Origin of the sequence: Pseudomonas sp. IT-P171 (assembly GCF_949767765.1) — a bacterium.
In the GTDB taxonomy this organism is placed as follows: Bacteria; Pseudomonadota; Gammaproteobacteria; order Pseudomonadales; family Pseudomonadaceae; genus Aquipseudomonas; species Aquipseudomonas fluorescens_B.
Window position 1 is genome coordinate 87127 of sequence record NZ_CATKQN010000004.1, and the last position, 20234, is coordinate 107360.

Below are 20234 nucleotides of genomic sequence, written 5' to 3' on the forward strand. Positions count from 1 at the left end.
GTACTGCCCGGGCCTGGCCCATGGGTATTGATTGCTCAATTGTCGTGCCTTTGCACAGGAGTTGCCATGAAGCCAGCGAGATCAGCGGTGGTTGCGGACGACCATCCGGTGGTTCGCGCAGCCGTCAAAATACTGCTTAAACAGGAGGGGTTTCATCCGATTCACGAGGTATCCAGCGGCAACGAGGTCTTTTCGGCGATTCGTGAGCATCAACCTGATCTGGTGGTGCTGGATCTGATGATGCCCCGTCTCGGCGGGCTGGAAGTACTGGCCCGCATCCAGGCCAGTGATGAGCGATGCCGAGTACTGGTTTTCACCGGCCAGGACCCTCGGTTTTATCAGGACCGTTGCATGCGTGCCGGTGCCGTGGCGTACGTTTCCAAGTCCAACGATTTGCAGCATCTGCACGAGGCAGTGCATGCAGTGATGGCCGGTTACACCTATTTCGCCAAGCTGCCGTCGAGTTCGGTGGCGCTGAGCACGCTGCAATGCAACGAGAAGGAGATGATCCACAGGCTTTCCGATCGCGAACTGACAATCCTGGTGTACCTGGCCAAGGGATTGGGCAACAAGGAAATCGCTGAACTCATGAACCTGAGTCCCAAGACCACCAGCACCTACAAGACCCGACTGAAAGAAAAACTCAACGTTGAATCCAATGTACACCTGAGTCATTTCGCCAGACGCCATGAATTGATCTGAATGAAGACCTTCCGGCGTTTGCGTTGCCTGCTATTCCTCGCGCTGCTGGGCTGTCTATGGATATCCCGCGTCGACGCACAACCGCAAACCCTGAAATTGCTGGGACGCTCCGCTGTCGACGGCTACGACGTCAAACTGGCGGATGCCGATTCGCGGTTGCTGCGGCAAAAGGGCCGGTTGGTGCTGGCCATCTCGGCGCCGGATTATCCACCCTTCGACATCACCACCACCGGCACCGATTACGAAGGATTGACGGCTGACTATGCCGGGTTGCTCAAGCAGTTATTGCAGGTGGAAATCGATGTTCGTCGCTATGCATCGCGAGACGAGGCGGTGCGGGCGATCAAGGAAGGCAAGGCTGATTTGCTGGGAACAGCCAATCGTTACGAGGTCGAGGACCCACAGTTGCGGATGTCCGCTGCCTATGCGGACGATCAACCCGTCGTGCTGACCCGTACGGATTCGACGGCGCCGCTTGACCCCGATCTCGCCAATAAACGGCTGGCGATGCTCTACCACTATTTGCCCGAGCAGCAAGTGCGGGCGTTTTATCCCAAGGCGAATGTCGAACTGTATCCCTCGACGCTTGAGGCGGTGGGGGCCGTAGCGTTCCGTCAGGCGGATGCTGTCCTCAGCGATGCCATCAGCGCCAACTACCTGATCAGCAAAAACTACCTCAACAATGTTCAACTGGCCGATTTTGCGCTTCTGGAGTCCGGTCGTTTCGCCTTCGCGATGAGCAACGACAATCATCAGCTGCAACGCATCGTCAACCGGGCGCTGGCTGCTATCCCGACCAATGAACGGATGAACATCCTGCGCCGATGGGGCGGCAGCGGGACCTCCATCGCAGGCACTCAGGCCCCGCTCTTCAGCGTGATCGAACAACGCTGGCTCGACGACCACCCGCGCGTCCGAGTAGCGATCAACGAAAACCTCATGCCGATTTCCTTCATCGACCCTGAGGGCAAGTATCGGGGCATCAGCATTGATGTACTGGCGAAAATCAGCCTGCGCACAGGTTTGAAGTTCGACATTCAACCGACCCGGTCAGTGGCGCAAATGCTGGAGTGGATCAGGACCGGAAAGGTCGATCTGGTCGCCGGGATCAGCCCCAGCGTCGAACGTGAAACCGAATTGCGTTTCACCCGACCGTTTTTGACCAGTCCCAATGTGCTGGTGACGCGTATCGCGCCGGGCAGTCCCCGGACACTGGATGAAATGGCCGGTAAAACATTGGCCCTGACCCAGGGCAACAGCACCGGTGAGTTCATTCGTCAGCACTTTCCGCAGATCAAACTGGTCAATGCGCCATTAACGGCGCAAGCGATGGAAATGGTTGCCCAAGGCAGCGCGGATGGCGGCATCAACTCGCTGATCGGTGCCAGGGTCATGATTTCACGGCAGTATCGGGACCGGCTGCAAGTGACCAGCACCGTCGGCACCGACCCGGCCCGCAGCACCCTGGCAACCGGTCGCGAGGCGGTGGTGCTGCATTCGATTCTGGACAAGGCGCTGCTCAGCATTCCACTCGAAGAAATCGATGCAATGACGAGCAACTGGAGAAATGACCTGATGGTCGAGCCAAGCTTCTGGCTGGGTCACCGTCAGGACATTCTCCAGGCCTTTGCCGCCGCCGGCGCCTTGTTGTTGCTGGCGCTGGTCTGGATCGCCTGGCAGCGTCGGCAGATTCGACTGCGTCAGCAATTGCTCAGTCAGTTGCAGGATGCCAAGGACGCCGCGGACGATGCCAACCGTGCGAAAACCACGTTTCTGGCCACCATGAGCCATGAAATCCGCACGCCGATGAATGCGTTGCTTGGCATGCTCGAACTGGCTCTGAAGCAGGCGGATAAAGGCGTTATCGACCGTCCGGCCATCGAAGTGGCATCCAGTGCCGGCCAACAATTGCTGGCGTTGATTGGCGACATTCTGGACATCGCGCGTATCGAGTCCGGGCATTTGTCCCTGACACCGGAACGGGCCAATTTGCGCTCGCTGGTCGAGTCGGTGTGCCGGGTCTTCGAGGGGCTGGCACGGCAGAAGAATCTGGATTGGCGCGTCGAACTGGGCGATCAAAGCGATTGCGATGTGTTGATCGATCCCACGCGTTTCAAGCAGGTGCTGTCCAATCTGCTGAGCAATGCGATCAAGTTTACCCGCGAAGGCGAAGTGAGCCTGACATTGCAGGTCGAACCTGGCGTAGCAGGGCGTCGAGCGGTGAGCCTGCGTATTGCAGACACCGGCATCGGCATCAGCGCACTCGATCAGCAGCGACTGTTCAGTTCGTTCGTGCAGGCCGGCAACAATCCGCATTCAGGCCGGCAAGGTTCCGGGCTGGGGTTGGTAATCAGCCGGACGTTGTGCGAAATGATGGGCGGCCGATTGCTCCTCGACAGCACGCTTGGACGGGGTACGCGGATCGAAGTCTGCCTTGAACTGCCCGCGTTGCTTGCGCTGCCCTCCTGCGCTGTGCCCGAAGACGAAGGGTTGGAGCAGACGCGTCCGCTGACGATTCTGGTAGTTGATGATTACCCGGCCAACCGTCTGTTGATGTCCCGGCAGTTGGGCTATCTGGGACACAGCGTGATGGTCGCCGAGGAGGGGCGGAAAGGATTCGAGATGTGGCGCGAATTTCAGTTTGATGTGGTCGTGACCGATTGCAACATGCCGGTGTGCAACGGTTATGAATTGACGGGGGCGATACGCGATGAAGAGCGTGCACAGGGATTGCCGCCAACGCTGATCCTGGGGTTGACCGCCAATGCTCAGCCTGATGAGAAGGCTCGGTGCCTGGAGGCGGGCATGGACGATTGCCTGTTCAAACCGATCGGCCTGCCGGAACTGAGTGCCTGGCTGGCCTCGAAATTTATCGACGGGCAGGAGTCGACCACCGAAGCATCTGCAAACGCCGAGATCGATCTGAGCGGCTTGCTGCAATACGTCGGTGGCGACCAGGAGTTGATCACGCAATTGCTGCACGACGTGGTCATGACCAATCGCACTGATCGGGATGAACTGCTCGAGGCGCATGCGAGCGGCCAGCAGCAAGTGCTTCGCACGCTTGCGCACCGTATCAAGGGTGGGGCGTTGATGATTCGAGCGGTCGGTCTGATCGAGTGTTGCGAGACGCTGGAGCGTGCCTGCAGGGAGGGCCATGCTGCGCAGATCGACCTCGCGGTTGATCTGCTGCAGCAGGCCATGACTCGGCTGGACCAACGCCTGGCGCAGGGTTGAGGGTTAATCCCAGTTCGGCGCGATGCCTTTGGGGCTGGTCAGGCGGTGGCCGCGCTCAAGACCGGCGATCAGCGCCATGTCGGCGTCACTCAGGGTCAGGTCGCAGGCTTTCAGATTGCTTTGCAGGTTGGCGCGTTTAGTCGACGAAGGAATTACCGCGTAACCCGATTGCATCGCCCAGGCCAGCGTCACTTGCGCAGGCGTTGCTTGCAAGCTATCGGCAATCTGCCGGATGACCGGGTCTTTCAGCACTTCGCCGTACGCCAGGGTCATGTAGGAAGTGATCTGGATGCCCTGGCTCTGCGCGAACTCGACGACCTTGCGGTTTTGCAGGTACGGGTGCAGCTCGATCTGGTTGGTGGCGATGTGCTCGGCACCGATGGCGGCAATCGCCTGTTTCATCAGGTCGACGGTGAAGTTGGAGACGCCAATCTGCCGGGTCAGGCCGAGTTTTTTGGCTTCGAGCAGGCCACTCATGAATTCTTCGACCGGCACCTGGTCTTCCGGCGATGGCCAGTGAATCAGGGTCAGGTCCAGGTAGTCGGTTTGCAGTTTTTGCAGGCTTTCCTTGAGGCTGTCGATCAAGCGCTCCTTGGCGAAGTTGGCCACCCAGATCTTGCTGGTGATGAACAGCGCCTCACGGGCGACGCCGCTGGCCGCGATGGCCTCGCCGACTTCGGCTTCGTTCTCGTAGATCTGCGCGGTATCGATGGCGCGGTAGCCCAGTTCCAGGCCAGTGCTCACCGAATCAATGACCACCTGGCCTTGCAAGCGAAACGTACCAAGACCGAATGCGGGAATAGACATCAATGACTCCAGGGTTTGCAGTGGGAATGGGCACGAGTATCCGCGTGCGTATCCTTGAGAAAAACCGCTGGTGGGGCAAAGCAATGTTTACCGCAAGTCATGAATCTTTTGATCTTAAAGGCTACCCCCGCGCCTCAAGAATCATGCAAGTCGTCGAACCCGTCGCATACAACCGCCCATCCACATCATAAATCCGCCCCTCGGCCAGCGCCGTCGAACGTCCCAGATGGACGATTTTGCCCTCGGCCCGCACCGGCCCACTGGCGCCGGTCAACGCACGAACATAGCTGATGCGCAGATCCAGCGTCGTATACCCCTGGCCCTTTTTCAGTTGCGTGTGAATGGCGCAGCCCATGCACGAGTCCAGCAAGGTTGCCGCATAGCCGCCATGCACGCTGCCTAGCGGGTTGTAATGCCGCGAATCCGGTGTGCCCTGAAAAATGAACAGCCCGGCCGACCATTCGATGGGGATGAAATCCATCAGCGTGCCAATGGGCGGAGAGGGCAGTTCACCGTTGCCGATGCCGTCGAAGAATTCGCTGGGCGACAGCGCGCTGACCTCGGCCATCGACAGACTGCCGGGGGCGGCCAGACGTGCGCGCATGGCGTCTTCCTGGGCAATCCATTGGGCGAGGGTGGCTTCTCGGTTGGGGCTCTGCATGATCATGTCCTCGGACGGGCGCTGATATTATGGTTGTAATCTGTGCTGATATTATGTCCGAAATAAAATCTCCGCCAGCCCCGCGTGTCGAATCCCTCACGCAATATCGCTGTGACTGAATTCCTCCCCCAGAAAGTCGATCAACGCTCGCACCGACGGCAGCAGTCCACGGCGAGAGGGAAAGATCGCGTGGACAATCCCGCACTTGGGCGCCCAGCCCGGCACCAGTTCGACCAGGCGTCCGGCGGCGATGTCATCGCGCACCACCACACAAGGCAGGTGCGCGACGCCAATGCCCGCGAGCACCGCGTGACGCAACGCCAGCAGGTCATCGGTGACCATGCGTGGCGCGTGCCGAATCAGCGCACTGGCGCCGTCCGCGCCGAACAACTCCCACTGGTATTCACGCTGCGCCGCGCCCCAATGCACGCTGGGCAAACCGCTGAGATCGGCCGGGGAGGCGGGCGTCGACAAGCGCTCGGCAAACGCCGGGCTACCCACCAGGCATTGGGTGCTGTTGCCCAGCACCTTCATCACCATGTCGGTGTTTTCCAGCGGCGGAAAACGTACGCGCAGGGCAATGTCGAAGCCCTCGTGGATCAGGTCGACCCGGCGGTTGGTGCTCTCGATGAACAACTCCACCAGCGGGTACTTGAGCATGTAGCGGGTCAGCATCGGCCCGACCCAGGAATTGAGCAGCGCGGTCGGGCAACTGATGCGCACCAGGCCCTGGGGCTCGGAACGGTTGCGTTCGATCAGTTCGGCGGCGCTTTCCGCTTCTACGCGCATGGCCAGGCAGCGCTGGTAATAGGCCTGGCCGATTTCCGTCAGCGAACAATGCCGGCTGGTGCGATGCAACAGGCGCACGCCGAGGCGCTCTTCGAGCTCGGCGATGCGCCGGCTGAGCTTCGATTTGGGCATGTCCAGCGCCCGCCCTGCCGCGGCGAAACCCTGATGTTCCACCACTTGGGTGAAGTAGTAGAGGGTGTTGAGGTCTTCCACCATCGTTCTCCATATAGAACGCTAAGGCTGATTTTTGCAGTCTAGCGCACCAAAGGGTTCGGTTTTAAGCTTTGTTCATCGCGTCAAACCACAGATTTGGAGGCAGCATGAAAAACATCATCGGCATTTACACCAGCCCACGGACCCATTGGGTCGGCGACGGTTTTCCGGTTCGTACGCTGTTTTCCTACGACAACCTTGGCAAACACATCAGCCCGTTTTTGCTGCTGGATCACGCCGGTCCCGCTGAATTCACCCCGACCACCGAGCGTCGTGGCGTTGGTCAGCATCCGCACCGCGGTTTCGAAACCGTGACTATCGTTTACAAGGGCGAACTGGAGCACCGCGACTCTACCGGCAGCGGCGGCAAGATCGGCCCGGGCGATGTGCAATGGATGACCGCCGCCTCGGGAATTCTTCACGAAGAATTCCACTCCGAAGGCTTTGCCAAAACCGGCGGCACCCTGGAAATGGTCCAGCTGTGGGTCAACCTGCCGGCCAAGGACAAAATGGCCGACGCCGGTTACCAGACGATTCTCGATGGCGACATCCCGAGAATCCCGCTCAAGGACAAGGCCGGCAGCCTGCGTCTGATCGCCGGCGAGTTCGATGACCACACCGGTCCTGCGCGGACATTCACCCCGGTCGACGTCTGGGACCTGCGCCTCAACGGCGGCAAGTTGCTGGCCCTCGACCTGCATGAAGGCCGCAACACCGCGTTGGTGGTGCTGCGCGGCACGGTTCAGGTCAACGGCCTGGAACTGGTGCGCGAAGGACAGTTGGCTTTGTTCGAACGCAATGGCAACCAGATCAGTCTGGAAGCCAATAACGATGCAGTGGTGTTGCTGCTCAGCGGCGAGCCGATCGACGAACCGATCGTCGGCCATGGCCCGTTCGTGATGAACAGCGAGCAGGAAATCCACCAGGCCTTTGCCGACTTTCAGTCGGGTCGGTTTGGGCGGATGAGCGGTTGAACAGATTGAAACGAAATCACCAAACCCAGTCGCCGGCCCGTTCGGCATCGATATAAAAGCGAGGATTACCCCATGACTACTTCTTACAAACGTCTCGACAAGGATAACGCCGCCGTTCTGTTGGTGGATCATCAGGCGGGCCTGCTGTCACTGGTGCGGGACATCGATCCAGACCGTTTCAAGAACAACGTGCTGGCCCTGGCCGACCTGGCCAAGTACTTCAAATTGCCGACCATCCTCACCACCAGTTTCGAAACCGGCCCCAACGGTCCGCTGGTGCCTGAACTCAAGGAGCTGTTCCCGGATGCGCCGTACATTGCCCGTCCTGGCCAGATCAACGCTTGGGACAACGAAGATTTCGTCAAGGCGATCAAGGCCACCGGCAAGAAGCAACTGATCATCGCCGGCGTGGTGACCGAGGTGTGCGTGGCATTCCCGGCGCTGTCGGCCCTGGCGGAAGGCTTTGAAGTGTTCGTGGTGACCGACGCTTCCGGCACGTTCAACGAGCTGACCCGCCAATCGGCCTGGGACCGCATGTCGTCTTCCGGCGCGCAACTGATGACCTGGTTCGGCCTGGCGTGTGAGCTGCACCGCGACTGGCGTAACGATGTGGAAGGCCTGGCGACCCTGTTCTCCAACCACATCCCGGACTACCGCAACCTGATGACCAGCTACAACACGCTGACCAACAGCAAATAAATCTGGCAACACCCATAACCTGTGGGAGCGAGCCTGCTCGCGATAGCGGTCGATCAGTCACTGCAAATGTGTCTGTTCAACCGCCATCGCGAGCAGGCTCGCTCCCACAGGTTTTTGTATTGTTCACTGGCCCGCGTTTGCTCCTACACTGTGCCCATCCGTACATGCCTGGAGTCGTTTGATGCTGTCACTGCTCACCAATCACCCGTTGATCAGCGCCCTGATCCTGATCCTGATCGACCTGGGATTGTGGCGCCTGATCAGTGCCGGCGGCAGCAACTGGAAACTGGTGGTGCGGCTGGTGATTTTCGCGTTGTTCAGCATGCTGCTGTTCAACGAGGGTTTGAATCCGCTGGAGCCAGCGCCCTGGGCTGACAATGTGCCGCTGCACCTGGCGGCGACCGGTTTGCAGATTGGCTGGTGGCTGTTCGGCGCGCGCACCCTGACGGTGTTGATTGGCGCGGTGATGATGCAGCGCGTCGGGCACACCGGGCGCTTGCTCCAGGATTTGCTCGGCGCGGTGATTTTCCTGATCGCGATCATCGCGGCCCTGGCCTACGTGCTCGACCTGCCGGTCAAAGGCGTGCTGGCGACCTCCGGTGCGTTGGCGATCATCGTCGGCCTGGCGTTGCAAAGCACCCTCAGCGACGTGTTCTCGGGGATCGTCCTCAACACCACCAAACCCTATCAACTGGATGACTGGATCTCCATCGACGGCACCGAAGGTCGGGTCACCGACATCGATTGGCGTGCCACGCGCCTGCAAACCGCCCAGGGCAGCATGGCGGTGATTCCCAACTCGCTGGCGGCCAAGGCCAAGATCATCAACTTCAGCCGGCCGAGTGACATTTTCGGTGTATCGATCAGTCTGCAACTCAGCCCGCATGAGCGGCCGCAAACAGTGATCGATGCGCTGGAACGGGCGATGGAGGGGTGCCGATATCTGCTGGCCAAACCGGCGCCGTGCGTGGCCCTCAAAGGCTCGAGCGCCACCGGCGTGGAGTACGAAATCAGTGGCTTCGTGGTCTCGATGGACCAGAAGCGCATGGTGCGCAATCTGCTGTTCGACCTCGCGTTCCGGCATTTGCAGGCATCGGGCGTGAGCCTTTTGTCCAGCGTCGAATCGAATGCGCCGGCGGGGCTGTCACGGCCACGGGCGTTGCTGGAAAGCTCGGCGATATTCTCGACGTTGCGTCAGGAAGAGAAAGAAACTTTCGCACAACACATGACCCTGCAAACCTTCCGTCCGGGGGAGGTGATCCTGCCGGCGGGGGAGGTCAGCGATCATTTGTTCATCATCGAATCCGGCGTGGTCTCGGTGACGCTGAGCCGTGCCGGGGTCAAGTTCGAATCCGGGCGCATGGGACCGGGCGAAGTGATCGGCGAGGGCGGGATCCTGTCGGATACGGCGCTGCCGGCGGACTTCAGTGCCAAGACCGCTTGCAGCCTGTACCGGATCGAGAAGGACTACCTCAAACCGTGCCTGGATGCGCGGCATGACATCGGCGAAGCGATGAAGGCGCTGCTGGATTTCCGTTTGCACAAGGCGCAGACGTTGACCCAGGAAGCACCGAAGGTGGTGGCGAAGAAGGGGTTTTTGCAGTGGTTGCGCAGTCGGGCCTAGTGATCTGTGCTGGATGGCGCGCTGCGCGGATCGCTGGCAAACCAGCTCCCACAATGGGTCTGTGTCGAACGCAAATTTTCGCTTCACTGGAGTTCAACTGTGGGAGCCTGCTCGCGATGGCGGCGGCAGGCTCACCGCCTGACTCAGATCAGAAATCCACCGTCGCCGACACCTTCAACGTCCTGGGCGTTCCCTGCGTCAGATACCCACCGTTTGCCGACGCCCAATACGCCTTGTTCGCTACGTTCTCCAGGTTGGCGCGCAAGGTGATTTCCTTCTCATCAAGCCTGAACGCATACCGCGACCCGACATCAAAGCGGTTCCACGCTGGAATGCTCTGAGTGTTGGCAGCATTCAGGTATTGCCCACCCGTGCGCAACATCCGTGCACTGAGCGCCGCGCCTTCGATTCCCGGCACGTCCCAGTCGGCCCCGACGTTGAGTTGAAAGCGTGGCACGCCGACCGCGCGGTTGCCGTCGTTGATACCGTTGGTGCTGCCTTCGATCACGGTCTTCATCAGCGTCGCACCGCTCAGCAGGCGCAGACCGTCGAGCGGTTCGCCGTATATGTTCAATTCCACGCCTTTGTTTTGCTGCTGGCCGTCGACCCGAAAGAGGCCGTTCTGGGTGTAGCTCGAGGGCTGTTCGATGCGGTACACGCCCAGGCTCGCGCCATAAGTGTCCATGTCCAGGCGCACGCCGGCTTCGATTTGCTTGCTGCGCACCGGGGCGAAGGTTTCGTCGCGGTTGAGTGCGGTGGTCGGCGGCGTCGGGCCCTTGGCCAGGCCTTCGATGCGGTTGGCATAAAACGAAACGTGTTCCCACGGCTTGATCACCAGCCCATAGACCGGCGTGGTGATCGACTCTTCATAGCTTGAAGTGCGCGCGCCGGTGGTGGTGTTCCAGCCGTCGACGTTCAGTGTCTGGCGCCGTAGGCCTAGGGTGAGCAAGACGCGATCGTCGATGAAGCCCAGAGTGTCGGACACCGCCGCGCTGCGCAGGGTGTTCTTTCCGACGATGCGCGGATCGTGAATGTCGCTGGCGAACGATGTCGGGCTTGGGCGCGGTTTATCGGTGACGTCGTAGAGGTTGGTGCTGTAGCGCGTGGCGGCACCTATGGTTTCGAACGCCGAGCGTTGCTGGCCCCAGATACCCGCGAGGCCCAGGTTCAATTGATGACTGATCGACCCCGTGTACAAGTGGCCGTTGAGGCCGGTCATCAGGCTTTTGTTGTCCTCGTCGTGTGGCGAGTACAGCATGCCGCCCCGGGCATTGCCGTTGAGGTCGGTGACGGTCAGCGATGAATACACGCCGTTTTCCCGGGTGTGTTTGGCGCCACCGGAGACGTAGGCTGTCCAGCTGTCGCTGAGGTCGTATTCGGCGCGGGCCATGCCGAAGGTGTCCTCCAGTTGCGAATAGCTCCAGCTCTGCGCATAACCGGCGTTGGCGTCCGGTACCTTGGGCGCTTTCTGCAAGGACGAGTCGACGTACACCACCGAACGACCTTGATTGATCACCTGTTTCTGGTAGCCCAGGTCCGTGGACACACGCAGGCGATCGCCGCGATAGTCCAGGCCGACGCTGATCAGCGACGAGCGACGGTCTTCGTCATCGACGGCGGTGGCGCCTTCGCGTTGCAGCAGGTTGACCCGGGCTCCGAAGCGGTTGTCTTCGCCAAAGCGCCGGCCCAGGTCCAGATGCCCACCCACTCGGCCATCGTCACTGTAATCGAGGGTGACGCTGCGGGTCGGCACATCGCTGGCGCGTTTGGGTTGCAGGTTGACGCCACCGCCAATCCCGCTGCCGCTGGGCGTGACACCATTCACGAAAGCATTCGGTCCTTTGAACAACTCGACCCGTTCAAGGGCTTCGGTGGCGATGATCTGCCGGGGCAAGATGCCGTAAAGACCGTTATAGGAAATGTCATCGGACAGCAGCGGCAAACCGCGGATCATGAACACCTGGGAGAAGTTGCCAAACCCGGCGGACTGGCGCACCGAGGCATCATTGAGCAACACATCGCCCACGGTCTGCGCTTGCTGGTCGGCGATGGTCCTGGCGGTGTAACTGGTGACGCTGAAGGGCAAGTCTTTCACGGCCTGATTACCGAGCATGCCGACCTGCGCCACCCTGGCGACCTGGCCGCCGCCGTAGGTGTCAGCGTTGTCGTCGCTCATGGCGCTGACGTTGGTAGCGCCCAGTTCCAGCGCGCCGTCGATGGCGATTCGCGGCGCCACGGTGTAACCGTTCCCGCCCGTGCTGATCAGCTCGAAACCACTGCCCTCAAGCAATTGCGCGAAGCCCGATTGCACGCTGTAGTTGCCCTGCAATCCCGGACTTTGGCGATCGCCCAGTTGTGCCGGATCGAACGACAGCGGCACCCCGGTCGCCACGGCGAATTGCGCCAGCGTCTGACTGAGCAACCCCGGTCCGATGTTGACGTCGCGGCTGGTATTTTCATGGATGGCGTCGGCGGCCTGGCTGGACACGGGCATCAACGCGCTAAAGGCCAGGGCAATGCTCAGGCTCAGGGCCTTGAGCGGGAAATCGGCGGGGCGGTGCAATGGCGTTGAAGTCATTCGGCGTTCCTGTCGAGCGCGTGGAATTGAAAGGGTCTATCCACACACCGAACGAAACGCGGAAAGGTATCAGGGAGCAGTGAAAGAAAATGGCGGTGCCTTCAGACCCGCGGTTCGACCGACAACCAATAGCGGGTCAGGCTGCTGATTTTCAGCGGCAGCGTATCGCTGAGCAGACGCAGGCTGGCGTCAGTGTCACGCAGGGAGAACGCGCCCGACACTCGCAGCCCGGCGACATCCGCATGGCAGCGCAACACGCCGGGACGGTAGCGACTCAACTCACCAAGCAATTCATCCAGGCGCATATTGTTCGCCAGCAACATGCCCTTGTCCCAGGCCAGGGCGCTGGTGTCGAAACGTTCCACCGGGTCGAACCGGTCGAGCCTGAAGCTCTGGCGTTCACCAGCCTTGAGGGTGGCGCTCTGTGAAACCAACAGCGGCGTGACCTCCACGAGCCCTTCGAGTACGGACACCTGGCTGCGCGAACCATGGATCCGCACGCAAAACCGGGCACCCGACGCGCGGGTTATGCATTGCGGGGTTTCCACGATAAACGGCCGTGCACCTGAATCCCTCGCGGCGCTGATCAACGCTTCGCCATCCAGCAACATGACGCGCCGCTCAAGCCCGTTGAAGGCAATATTGACGGCACTTTCCGTGTTGAGCAGCACCTCGCTGCCGTCAGGCAGTTGCAGGCGTTTCTGTTCGCCCACGGCGGTCCGCTGATCGGCCGTCCATTGCTGCCAGGGCATATGTTGCGAGGCGAAGCCCAAGGGGCCGGCCATCAGGAACAAGCCCACGCGCGTGAGGGTCTGGCGACGGCTGAGGCCTTCTTTGCGTGAAGCCCGTTGCAGGGTCTGGATGGCGAGATTGGCCGGAACGTTGCGAAACTCGCCGAGCAGCGCTTCGGCCCGCAGCCAGGCCTGGGCATGCTCGGCACTGCGGCTGCGCCAATGGGCAATGGCCTGATGGTCGGACGGCGTTGCGGTCCCTGAATGCAACTGCACCAGCCAGTCGGCGGCTTCGCCGAGAATCTGCGGGTTGATCATCGTCGAATTCATCAGGCGACACTCAGGCAGGCAATGAACGCGGCACGCATGTGCCGTTTGACGGTGATCAGCGACACACTCAGGCGTGAGGCGATCTGTACATAGGTCAACCCCTCGATCTGCGACAGCATAAAGGTCTCGCGAGTGATCGCCGGCAATTCGCGCAACAGCGCTTCGATGCGCATCAGGGTTTCGAGAATCAGCAGGCGGGTTTCCGGCGACGGCACTTCGGCGACCGGCAGTTGAGCGATGGTTTCCAGATAGGCGCGCTCGATGTCCTGGCGTCGCCAGCGGTCAATCACCAGTCCCTTGGCGATGTGCGTCAGCAAGGCACGAGGCTCGCTCCCAAAGGGTTTGACGGCTTGTCGGGTCAACAGGCGCAGGAAGGTATCGTGGGCCAGGTCGGCCGCGTCGCAGCGGTTACCGAGTTTTCGATGCAGCCATCCCTGAAGCCAACCGTGGTGTTCGCTGTAGAGGGTGTGGATGTGCTGGTTCGAAGGCTGGTCGGCTGACGACATGGGGGGCAGATACTCGTTTCGGGCGTCCGGGCCTGGTTGCAATTAAGAATTGATCGCATTCTAGTGGCGTGGACCGAGTGCTGGCAATCAGCCTGACAGACTTTATTTTTTATGGGGGTTGAGCGAACGCTGCTTATTCGTAGGCGCAGCCTGCGGTGGCCAGGCCGGTGGCCTCCTCGACTTCTGGAATATTGGCTATTTGAGCAGCCGGCCTGCGGGATTAACGTAGCTCCACCCTCACTTGCTCCTGGAGCCCGACATGAAAGCTCGTACCGATTTCTACACCGCTTCCCCTGATGCACTGAAAGCCATGATCGCCCTGGAAACCGCTGTATCGAAGCTGCCGCTGGAAAAGAACCTGATCGAACTGGTCAAGCTGCGTGCCTCGCAGATCAACGGCTGCGCCTTCTGCATCGACATGCACACCGCCGATGCCATCAAGGGCGGGGAAACCCCACGTCGCCTGTTCGCCGTGACGGCCTGGCGCGAGGCGCCGTTCTTCACCGATCGCGAACGCGCGGCGTTGCTCTGGACCGAATCCCTGACCCAACTGAGCCTGACCCACGCTCCGGACGAAGATTACGAAGTGGTTGCGTCGCAGTTCAGCCCCAAGGAAATGGTCGACCTGACCGTGGCGATTTCCACCATCAACAGCTGGAATCGACTGGCTGTCGGTTTCCGCAAGACGCCTCAAGCCTGATCAATGAGCGTCCGCTGACGGCGCGGCCGGTGGTTATTCCTTGCGCATCAAGGTCCACTGGCCGCGGTCAGGGTGTCGCTACAATTTGCTTTTCTGGTTAATTATTTTATTCGGCCGGCTTATGTGGAAAAGATCTAGTCAGCTGTTAATTGTGACAGTTACTCAGGCTTGTCTGCCAGTTTTAGTATTCCTTCGACGTCCATTACTGCACTGTCGAAGGAATGATTATGACCCGCGTAGATTTCAAATCTCGTCTCTATGAGATTTGCTGCCTTGAAAGACCTGGCTGGTTGCTTGACTCGGGTTTAAGTAAAGGTATCTATCACGATCGATCCCCCTTGATGATAATCGTTCTGGCAGGGGGGAAGATGCGATTTCGGCAAACATTCCCGGCGTCAAACAGCGGCGTAACGTTGAACTGTTTGAACGATGACTCTAAAACTGAAGCTCATTACGAGGTAACTACTGAGTGGGCGGAAGTTTATGTAAGTTACGTATCTGTCCCATTTTTTTCTACTCCATATACCGAAAAAGGAGGTGAAATCGTCAATATTGAAGTGGAGGTGCTTGGTGATTTAAAGTGTCTTCCTTTTTATAGTGTGGCGTATGATGCCGATCTTTTTTTTCAGGATTGGGATTCCCAGGAAGCCGAATACGCAGTGGTTGACTCTGCTTGCGCGAAGATTCTTATTCCAGCTAAAGATAAAGACACCTTGAAAGCATTGCATCAGGCAACCGGGTTGAAGAGTCTGGTCGATTACTATGACGGCATTTTCGAGTACTTCAATTACCTGGCGGGTCTCTCATTCAATCCGGTCGCGCTTACCGACAAAAACATACCTAATCGTTTTTTTATGAAGGCCGATAAGTCAGGACGTGGTGCGGCCTATTATGGACACGCATGGACTGCTCAATCCTCTGATTCTGTCGCGAATTTTTGGCTGAATATCAAGGGTTCCAATTGGGGAAGTATTCATGAAATAGGTCATGGGTACGAGGGGATGTTCGCGAATTATAGTACCGTCTATCTCCGGGAAGTATGGAATAACGTTCTGGCTGCGCACTATCAGAAAAAGGTGTTGGGGGAGGATTACTATAAAGTTGGATGGTTATACGCCAGCGGTGAGGAACGTCTTTACGGGTTACTCAGGGAGCACTTTGATTCGGGTACGGTTGGCGGGGATTTGAGTGCGATTTTATTTTTCTTGTTGTTGATATTCGATCGTACTGGCGAGCAAGGTATTATCGAGTTTTACCGGCGCTATCGTCGCTTGAGTAATGGTGCCGGGTTTAAACCAGAGAATTACCTTGCGATGGATTTATTGAGTGCTGTCGCCATCGATGTGGCCAATGTCAATGTTTCCGAGTTTATGTCATTTGCAAAAGTGTCACTGACTTCGCGACAGATGATTGAGAATGCATATAGTAACGCCATACCTTTTTACCCTGTTTATCGACTTGTTCAGCAAAATCATCTCAAACCTGTCCAGGCGCAGCTGGGGCTGAGAAGTCCTCTGGACCTGGTCAGCTGTAAGCAGCTCAGCGTTACAGGGTTGACAGCTGACATGTCATTTGTTTTTGAACCTGATGTTTATAATGAACTGAATGGTAAGTCGTTTTTATTGAGCGATGGGCGGGGAGCGGCGAGGGTTGTAAAAATAGAGAATGCAACAATTTTCGTAGAAAAGTTGCCGTTGGGGCTTTATGTCGTGGAGTTGCCGTCTGCTGAAGAAGGCGAATATCAGCCCGTTAGCTGTTATGTAGCAGTAACCCAAGCGGGTGGTGTATTTAACTGTGTTTACAGAAAATCTTATGCAAGTGGTTTGGCGGATCAAACCATATTCCTCGGAGGCTTGGCTGGCATTTTTTGTAAAATTGGCATAAATGTTTCGACTGGGTGCCTTTTGATGGATGTTGTTTACTCAAGACCACACGTCTATTTCAAGGAGGCTGTGTATGCCCGAGTCATAGTAAAGGATGAACAGGGGGATGTTGTTTTTTCTCGTGAGATGCAGGGCCAGTACACGGAATTGTTCTCTGCGGAAGTTCCAATTGCAATGGGGTATGTTATCGAATTATTTCATAAGGAATCCAGTCGTATATCCGTCTCTAATAGTTCGGCATCGGCGGTGATTGAAAACATTGAAAACAATACATTGAAGATAACCAATCAGGGGCTAGTAAATATCAGTTATGGGACCGATGCGGGCGAAAATTTAAGGCTTGAAATTGATAAGAATACGGCGATTTTTGCACGACTTCCACATCTTGCTCTGCACGATGGGCATCCGATCAAACAGGACTTTCGTCGAGCGATCAATACATTTGCGGAGCCGATTAAAAGTCAGCTGTTTGAGCGCTATCGCACGCTTGAATTCCACCCTGCACCGGTCAATCAAACAATTTCCGGTACTCGTTTTACATGGCGTCTTGAAGGACTTGGCGGGCATAGTGTAGCTGACATGGAAATGAATACCTGGGCGGGGAATATTCGTCTGGTGATGCATGCTGTTCGCCCTCATGCGTATTTCAGTTCTGTGTATATATCGATCATGTTGAAATCGCCTGAGGGAGAAATCATTCATTTTCATGAACTACGCGGGGACGTGCCGGCAGAAGCGCTCGACGTGGAGTTACCTTTTGTGCCTGGAACTAAGTTGACTGTTATGCATAGGGAGCCCGTACGCGCCCGAATTGTAAATAATCATAATCAGGAGGCAACTTCGACGGCGCAGGTGCAGCATGTTCATGTTAGCAGGCCGGATGTTCTCAGTCTGTCCAGCTACTGGCCTGCGATGGCAGACGAGTCCTGATAAAGCGTTGCTGACAGATGTAACCCACACGACTCAATGACCATCCGCACTCGGCGCGGCCGGTGGTTGCACCTTGCGCATCAAGGGCACCATCGCCGTGGCGATGACGAAGCAAGCGCCGATCATCAGGAACGCGTCGCCGTAGGTTTGCGTCTGCGCTTCGCGGTAGGTCAGCAGCCATAACTGGCGCAGGCTGGCGGTGATGCCCACGTCACCGCTCTGGCCGAGGGTGGCGAAGTTGTTGCCGACCTGGGACAGCCACTGATTCAGCGCTTCGTTGGTGCTGTTGAGGTTTTCCGCCAGGCGGGTGAAATGCAGGTTGGTCCGGTCATTGAGGATGGTTGCACACGCGGCGATGCCAATGGCGCCGCCGAGGTTGCGCATCAGGTTGAACAGTCCTGAAGCGTGTTTGAGCCGGGCCGGCGCCAGTCCACCGAGTGTCAGGGTGACTGCGGGCGGTACTGCCAGTTGCTGGGCAATCCCGCGCAGGGCTTGCGGCAACATCAATTCTTTCGCCCCCCAGTCATGGGTGATCGGGCTGAAGTCCCACATCGATAACGCAAACAACCCGAGGCCGGTCATCATGATCCAGCGCAGATCGATGCGGTTGGCCAGAAAGGCGTACAGCGGAATCGCCATGATCTGGAACACCCCGGTGGAGAAAACCGCCAGACCAATGTCCAGCGCGCCGTAGCCACGCACTCGGCCGAGAAACAGCGGCGTCAGGTAAATCGTGGCGAACAGGCCGATCCCGGTGACGAATGAGAAGAAGCAGCCGAGGGCAAAGTTGCGGTCTTTGAGGGCGCGTAAATCGACGATCGGATTGGCCACGTGCAAGGTTCGACCAATGAACGCCAGACCGGCCAGGCCACTGATCCATGCGGTGGTCAGAATCGTGCGGTCACTGAACCAGTTCCAGCGCGGGCCTTCTTCGAGGGTGTATTCAAGGCAACCAAGGAACAGCGCCAGGAACACCATGCTCAGATAGTCGGCGCCCTTGAGCAGCGACAGTTCCGGCTGATCGATCTTCACCAGCATCGGCACCGCCACCGCGACGAAAATCCCCGGCACCAGGTTGATGTAGAACAGCCAGTGCCAGGACGAAATGTCGGTGATCCAGCCGCCGATCACCGGGCCCAATGTCGGCGCCAATGACGCCACCGCACCGATGGTCGCGGCGGCGATCACCCGTTGTTTGCCAGTGAAGAAAAAGAACGCCGTGGTAAACACCAGCGGGATCATCGAGCCGCCCAGAAAACCTTGCAACGCGCGGAAGGCGATCATGCTCTGGATATTCCAGGCCGCGCCGCAGAGCAGGCTGGCCAGGGTGAAACCCACCGCGGAAGCGCAGAACAGCCAGCGTGTCGAGAACACTCGCGAGAGCCAGCCGGACAGTGGAATCACGATGATTTCGGCGATCAGGTAACTGGTCTGCACCCACGCGGTTTCGTCGGTGCCCGCCGACAGTCCGCCGCCGATATCGCGCAATGACGCGGAGACGATCTGGATATCCAGCAGCGCAATGAACATGCCGATGCACATGCTGGCGAAGGCCAACACCTTGGTTGCCGTCGCCATGCTGGCGGCGTTGAACGGTTGCGCAGGGGCGGCGAGGGCGCGGCTCATGGTGCGCGGGCCACGGCAGGGGTTTCAGGCTCCTTGCGCGTGTCCACTTCAGCAGTGACCGACAGGCCCGGACGCAGATGACCGAGCACGCCATCGGCCGGATCGAGCACGATCCGCACCGGCACCCGTTGCACGATCTTGGTGAAGTTGCCGGTGGCGTTTTCCGGAGGCAACACACTGAATTGCGAGCCACTGGCTGGCGCGAGACTGTCCAGATGACCGTGGAATACCTGACCCGAGAGCACATCGGCATGAATGACCACCCGTTGACCCGGCGTCATGTGTGCCAGTTGGTCTTCCTTGAAGTTGGCATCGACCCACAACCCGCTCGCCGGCACCACCGACAACTGTTGCGAACCGGCCTGTGCGTACGCGCCGACCCGCGCCCGGCGGTTGCCGATCACGCCGTCGATGGGCGCGCGCAGTTCGGTGTAACCGACGTTCAACTGCGCCAGGTCACGCTCGGCGCGGGCCTGCATCAGCGCGGCACGGGCTTGTTGTTTCTGCGTGGCGATTACATTCAGTTGGCGTTGCGCGGCCAGAAGTTCGGCCTGGGCCCGGGCACTGAGTGCCTGGGCGGTCTTGAAGGTGGCGTTGGCGCGTTGGGCGCTTTCTACCGAGACAGCGTTGCTGCCGACCAGTTTTTTGTAGCGCACGTCGTCATCCCGGGAGCGGGCCGTTTCGGCGCCCGTGGCAGCAATCCCGGCACGGGCCTGGCCGATCACCGCCTGTTGCAGTTGTTCGGTGGCGTCGAGGTTGGCGAGCAAGGCTTCTTCGGCGGCGACCGCGCCTTCGGCCTTGGCCAGGTGGGCGCGGTAGTCACGGGAATCGAGGCGGATCAGCACGTCGCCGGCCTGCACTTTCTGGTTGTCGGTGACCAGCACTTCTTCGATGTAACCCGCGACCTTCGGCCCGATCACGGTCACGTCGCCGCCAATGTAGGCGTCGTCGGTTTCTTCGATGAAACGCCCGGCGGTCCACCAGTGGGCGGCGTAAAGGCCTGCAAATACCAGGGCAGCAATGGCCAGCGTCAGCAGGATCAGGCGCTTGAGCAGGGGAGGCTTGTGCGTGCTCACCGCAACAGCGACGTCGGGTTCAAGGCTGGGCATGCTGGTCATGGAGGATTACCTGTGGAAATCGGCGTTTAATTATGCTCGTAATATGACGTATGTAATATTTCGCGGCAATTTATTTTTGATACCGACCGTCAGGTACTTATTTACGAGGAAGGGGGCGGGCATGTC

At 58.7% G+C, this 20234-nt stretch carries 15 protein-coding genes; 7 read left to right on the forward strand and 8 right to left on the reverse strand.

Annotated elements, in window-relative coordinates; genetic code table 11:
* Nucleotides 1-66: 66 nt before the first annotated feature.
* Together ACM6I5_RS03620 and ACM6I5_RS03625 are read left to right on the forward strand one after the other, a co-directional pair.
* A complete protein-coding gene (locus ACM6I5_RS03620) occupies nt 67-702 on the forward strand; it encodes a response regulator transcription factor (protein WP_017337614.1) in 636 nt (211 codons plus the stop codon).
* Nucleotides 703-3939, forward strand: a complete 3237-nt coding sequence (locus ACM6I5_RS03625; protein WP_414883212.1) for a transporter substrate-binding domain-containing protein — start codon at nt 703-705, stop codon at nt 3937-3939.
* 3 nt (nt 3940-3942) lie between these two features.
* On the opposite strand, the gene dkgB is transcribed toward ACM6I5_RS03625, so the two are convergent.
* From dkgB to ACM6I5_RS03640, 3 genes are all read right to left on the reverse strand, one after another.
* Entirely contained in the window at nt 3943-4746 is an 804-nt protein-coding gene (gene dkgB, locus ACM6I5_RS03630) for a 2,5-didehydrogluconate reductase DkgB (RefSeq protein ID WP_414883213.1), read from the reverse strand.
* A 121-nt stretch (nt 4747-4867) separates the two neighbouring features.
* Complete coding sequence (locus tag ACM6I5_RS03635) at nt 4868-5407, reverse strand: PaaI family thioesterase (RefSeq protein WP_017337617.1); 540 nt, start codon at nt 5405-5407, stop codon at nt 4868-4870.
* A 96-nt stretch (nt 5408-5503) separates the two neighbouring features.
* Nucleotides 5504-6412, reverse strand: a complete 909-nt coding sequence (locus ACM6I5_RS03640; protein ID WP_017337618.1) for a LysR substrate-binding domain-containing protein — start codon at nt 6410-6412, stop codon at nt 5504-5506.
* Nucleotides 6413-6516: 104 nt separating this feature from the next.
* Here ACM6I5_RS03640 and ACM6I5_RS03645 point away from each other — a divergent pair, with 104 nt between their 5' ends.
* The 3 genes from ACM6I5_RS03645 (at nt 6517) to ACM6I5_RS03655 (ending at nt 9706) form a co-directional block, all read left to right on the forward strand.
* On the forward strand, nt 6517-7383 hold the full coding sequence (locus ACM6I5_RS03645; RefSeq protein WP_414883214.1) for a pirin family protein: 867 nt from the start codon (nt 6517-6519) through the stop codon (nt 7381-7383).
* A 72-nt stretch (nt 7384-7455) separates the two neighbouring features.
* Complete coding sequence (gene ycaC / locus ACM6I5_RS03650) at nt 7456-8082, forward strand: isochorismate family cysteine hydrolase YcaC (protein WP_007907677.1); 627 nt, start codon at nt 7456-7458, stop codon at nt 8080-8082.
* A gap of 181 nt (nt 8083-8263) precedes the next feature.
* A complete protein-coding gene (locus ACM6I5_RS03655; RefSeq protein WP_017339760.1) occupies nt 8264-9706 on the forward strand; it encodes a mechanosensitive ion channel domain-containing protein in 1443 nt (480 codons plus the stop codon).
* A gap of 148 nt (nt 9707-9854) precedes the next feature.
* Here the strand turns inward: ACM6I5_RS03655 and ACM6I5_RS03660 are convergent, their stop codons facing one another.
* The 3 genes from ACM6I5_RS03660 to ACM6I5_RS03670 all read right to left on the reverse strand — a co-directional run bounded on the left by ACM6I5_RS03660 (nt 9855) and on the right by ACM6I5_RS03670 (nt 13851).
* Nucleotides 9855-12284 (reverse strand): TonB-dependent siderophore receptor, encoded by a 2430-nt coding sequence (locus ACM6I5_RS03660; RefSeq protein WP_414883215.1) that lies wholly within the window; start codon nt 12282-12284, stop codon nt 9855-9857.
* Between the two features lie 101 nt (nt 12285-12385).
* Nucleotides 12386-13345 (reverse strand): FecR domain-containing protein, encoded by a 960-nt coding sequence (locus ACM6I5_RS03665; protein WP_414883216.1) that lies wholly within the window; start codon nt 13343-13345, stop codon nt 12386-12388.
* A complete protein-coding gene (locus ACM6I5_RS03670; RefSeq protein ID WP_017339757.1) occupies nt 13345-13851 on the reverse strand; it encodes a sigma-70 family RNA polymerase sigma factor in 507 nt (168 codons plus the stop codon). Before ACM6I5_RS03670 ends, ACM6I5_RS03665 begins: the two co-directional genes overlap by 1 nt.
* Before the next feature lie 259 nt (nt 13852-14110).
* Between ACM6I5_RS03670 and ACM6I5_RS03675 the strand changes: the two genes are divergently transcribed.
* Together ACM6I5_RS03675 and ACM6I5_RS03680 are read left to right on the forward strand one after the other, a co-directional pair.
* Nucleotides 14111-14551, forward strand: coding sequence for a carboxymuconolactone decarboxylase family protein (locus ACM6I5_RS03675; protein ID WP_017339756.1), 441 nt, complete (start codon nt 14111-14113; stop codon nt 14549-14551).
* A gap of 227 nt (nt 14552-14778) precedes the next feature.
* The gene (locus tag ACM6I5_RS03680) at nt 14779-17364 is read left to right on the forward strand and encodes a putative mucin/carbohydrate-binding domain-containing protein (protein WP_414883217.1); all 2586 of its coding nucleotides are present in this window, start codon (nt 14779-14781) and stop codon (nt 17362-17364) included.
* 33 nt (nt 17365-17397) lie between these two features.
* On the opposite strand, the gene ACM6I5_RS03685 is transcribed toward ACM6I5_RS03680, so the two are convergent.
* Together ACM6I5_RS03685 and ACM6I5_RS03690 are read right to left on the reverse strand one after the other, a co-directional pair.
* Nucleotides 17398-18990: a DHA2 family efflux MFS transporter permease subunit gene (locus ACM6I5_RS03685; RefSeq protein WP_414878013.1), complete on the reverse strand. Its 1593-nt coding sequence runs from the start codon at nt 18988-18990 to the stop codon at nt 17398-17400.
* Entirely contained in the window at nt 18987-20108 is a 1122-nt protein-coding gene (locus tag ACM6I5_RS03690) for an HlyD family secretion protein (protein WP_414883218.1), read from the reverse strand. The genes ACM6I5_RS03685 and ACM6I5_RS03690 overlap by 4 nt, the downstream gene beginning before the upstream one ends.
* Nucleotides 20109-20234 lie beyond the last annotated feature (126 nt).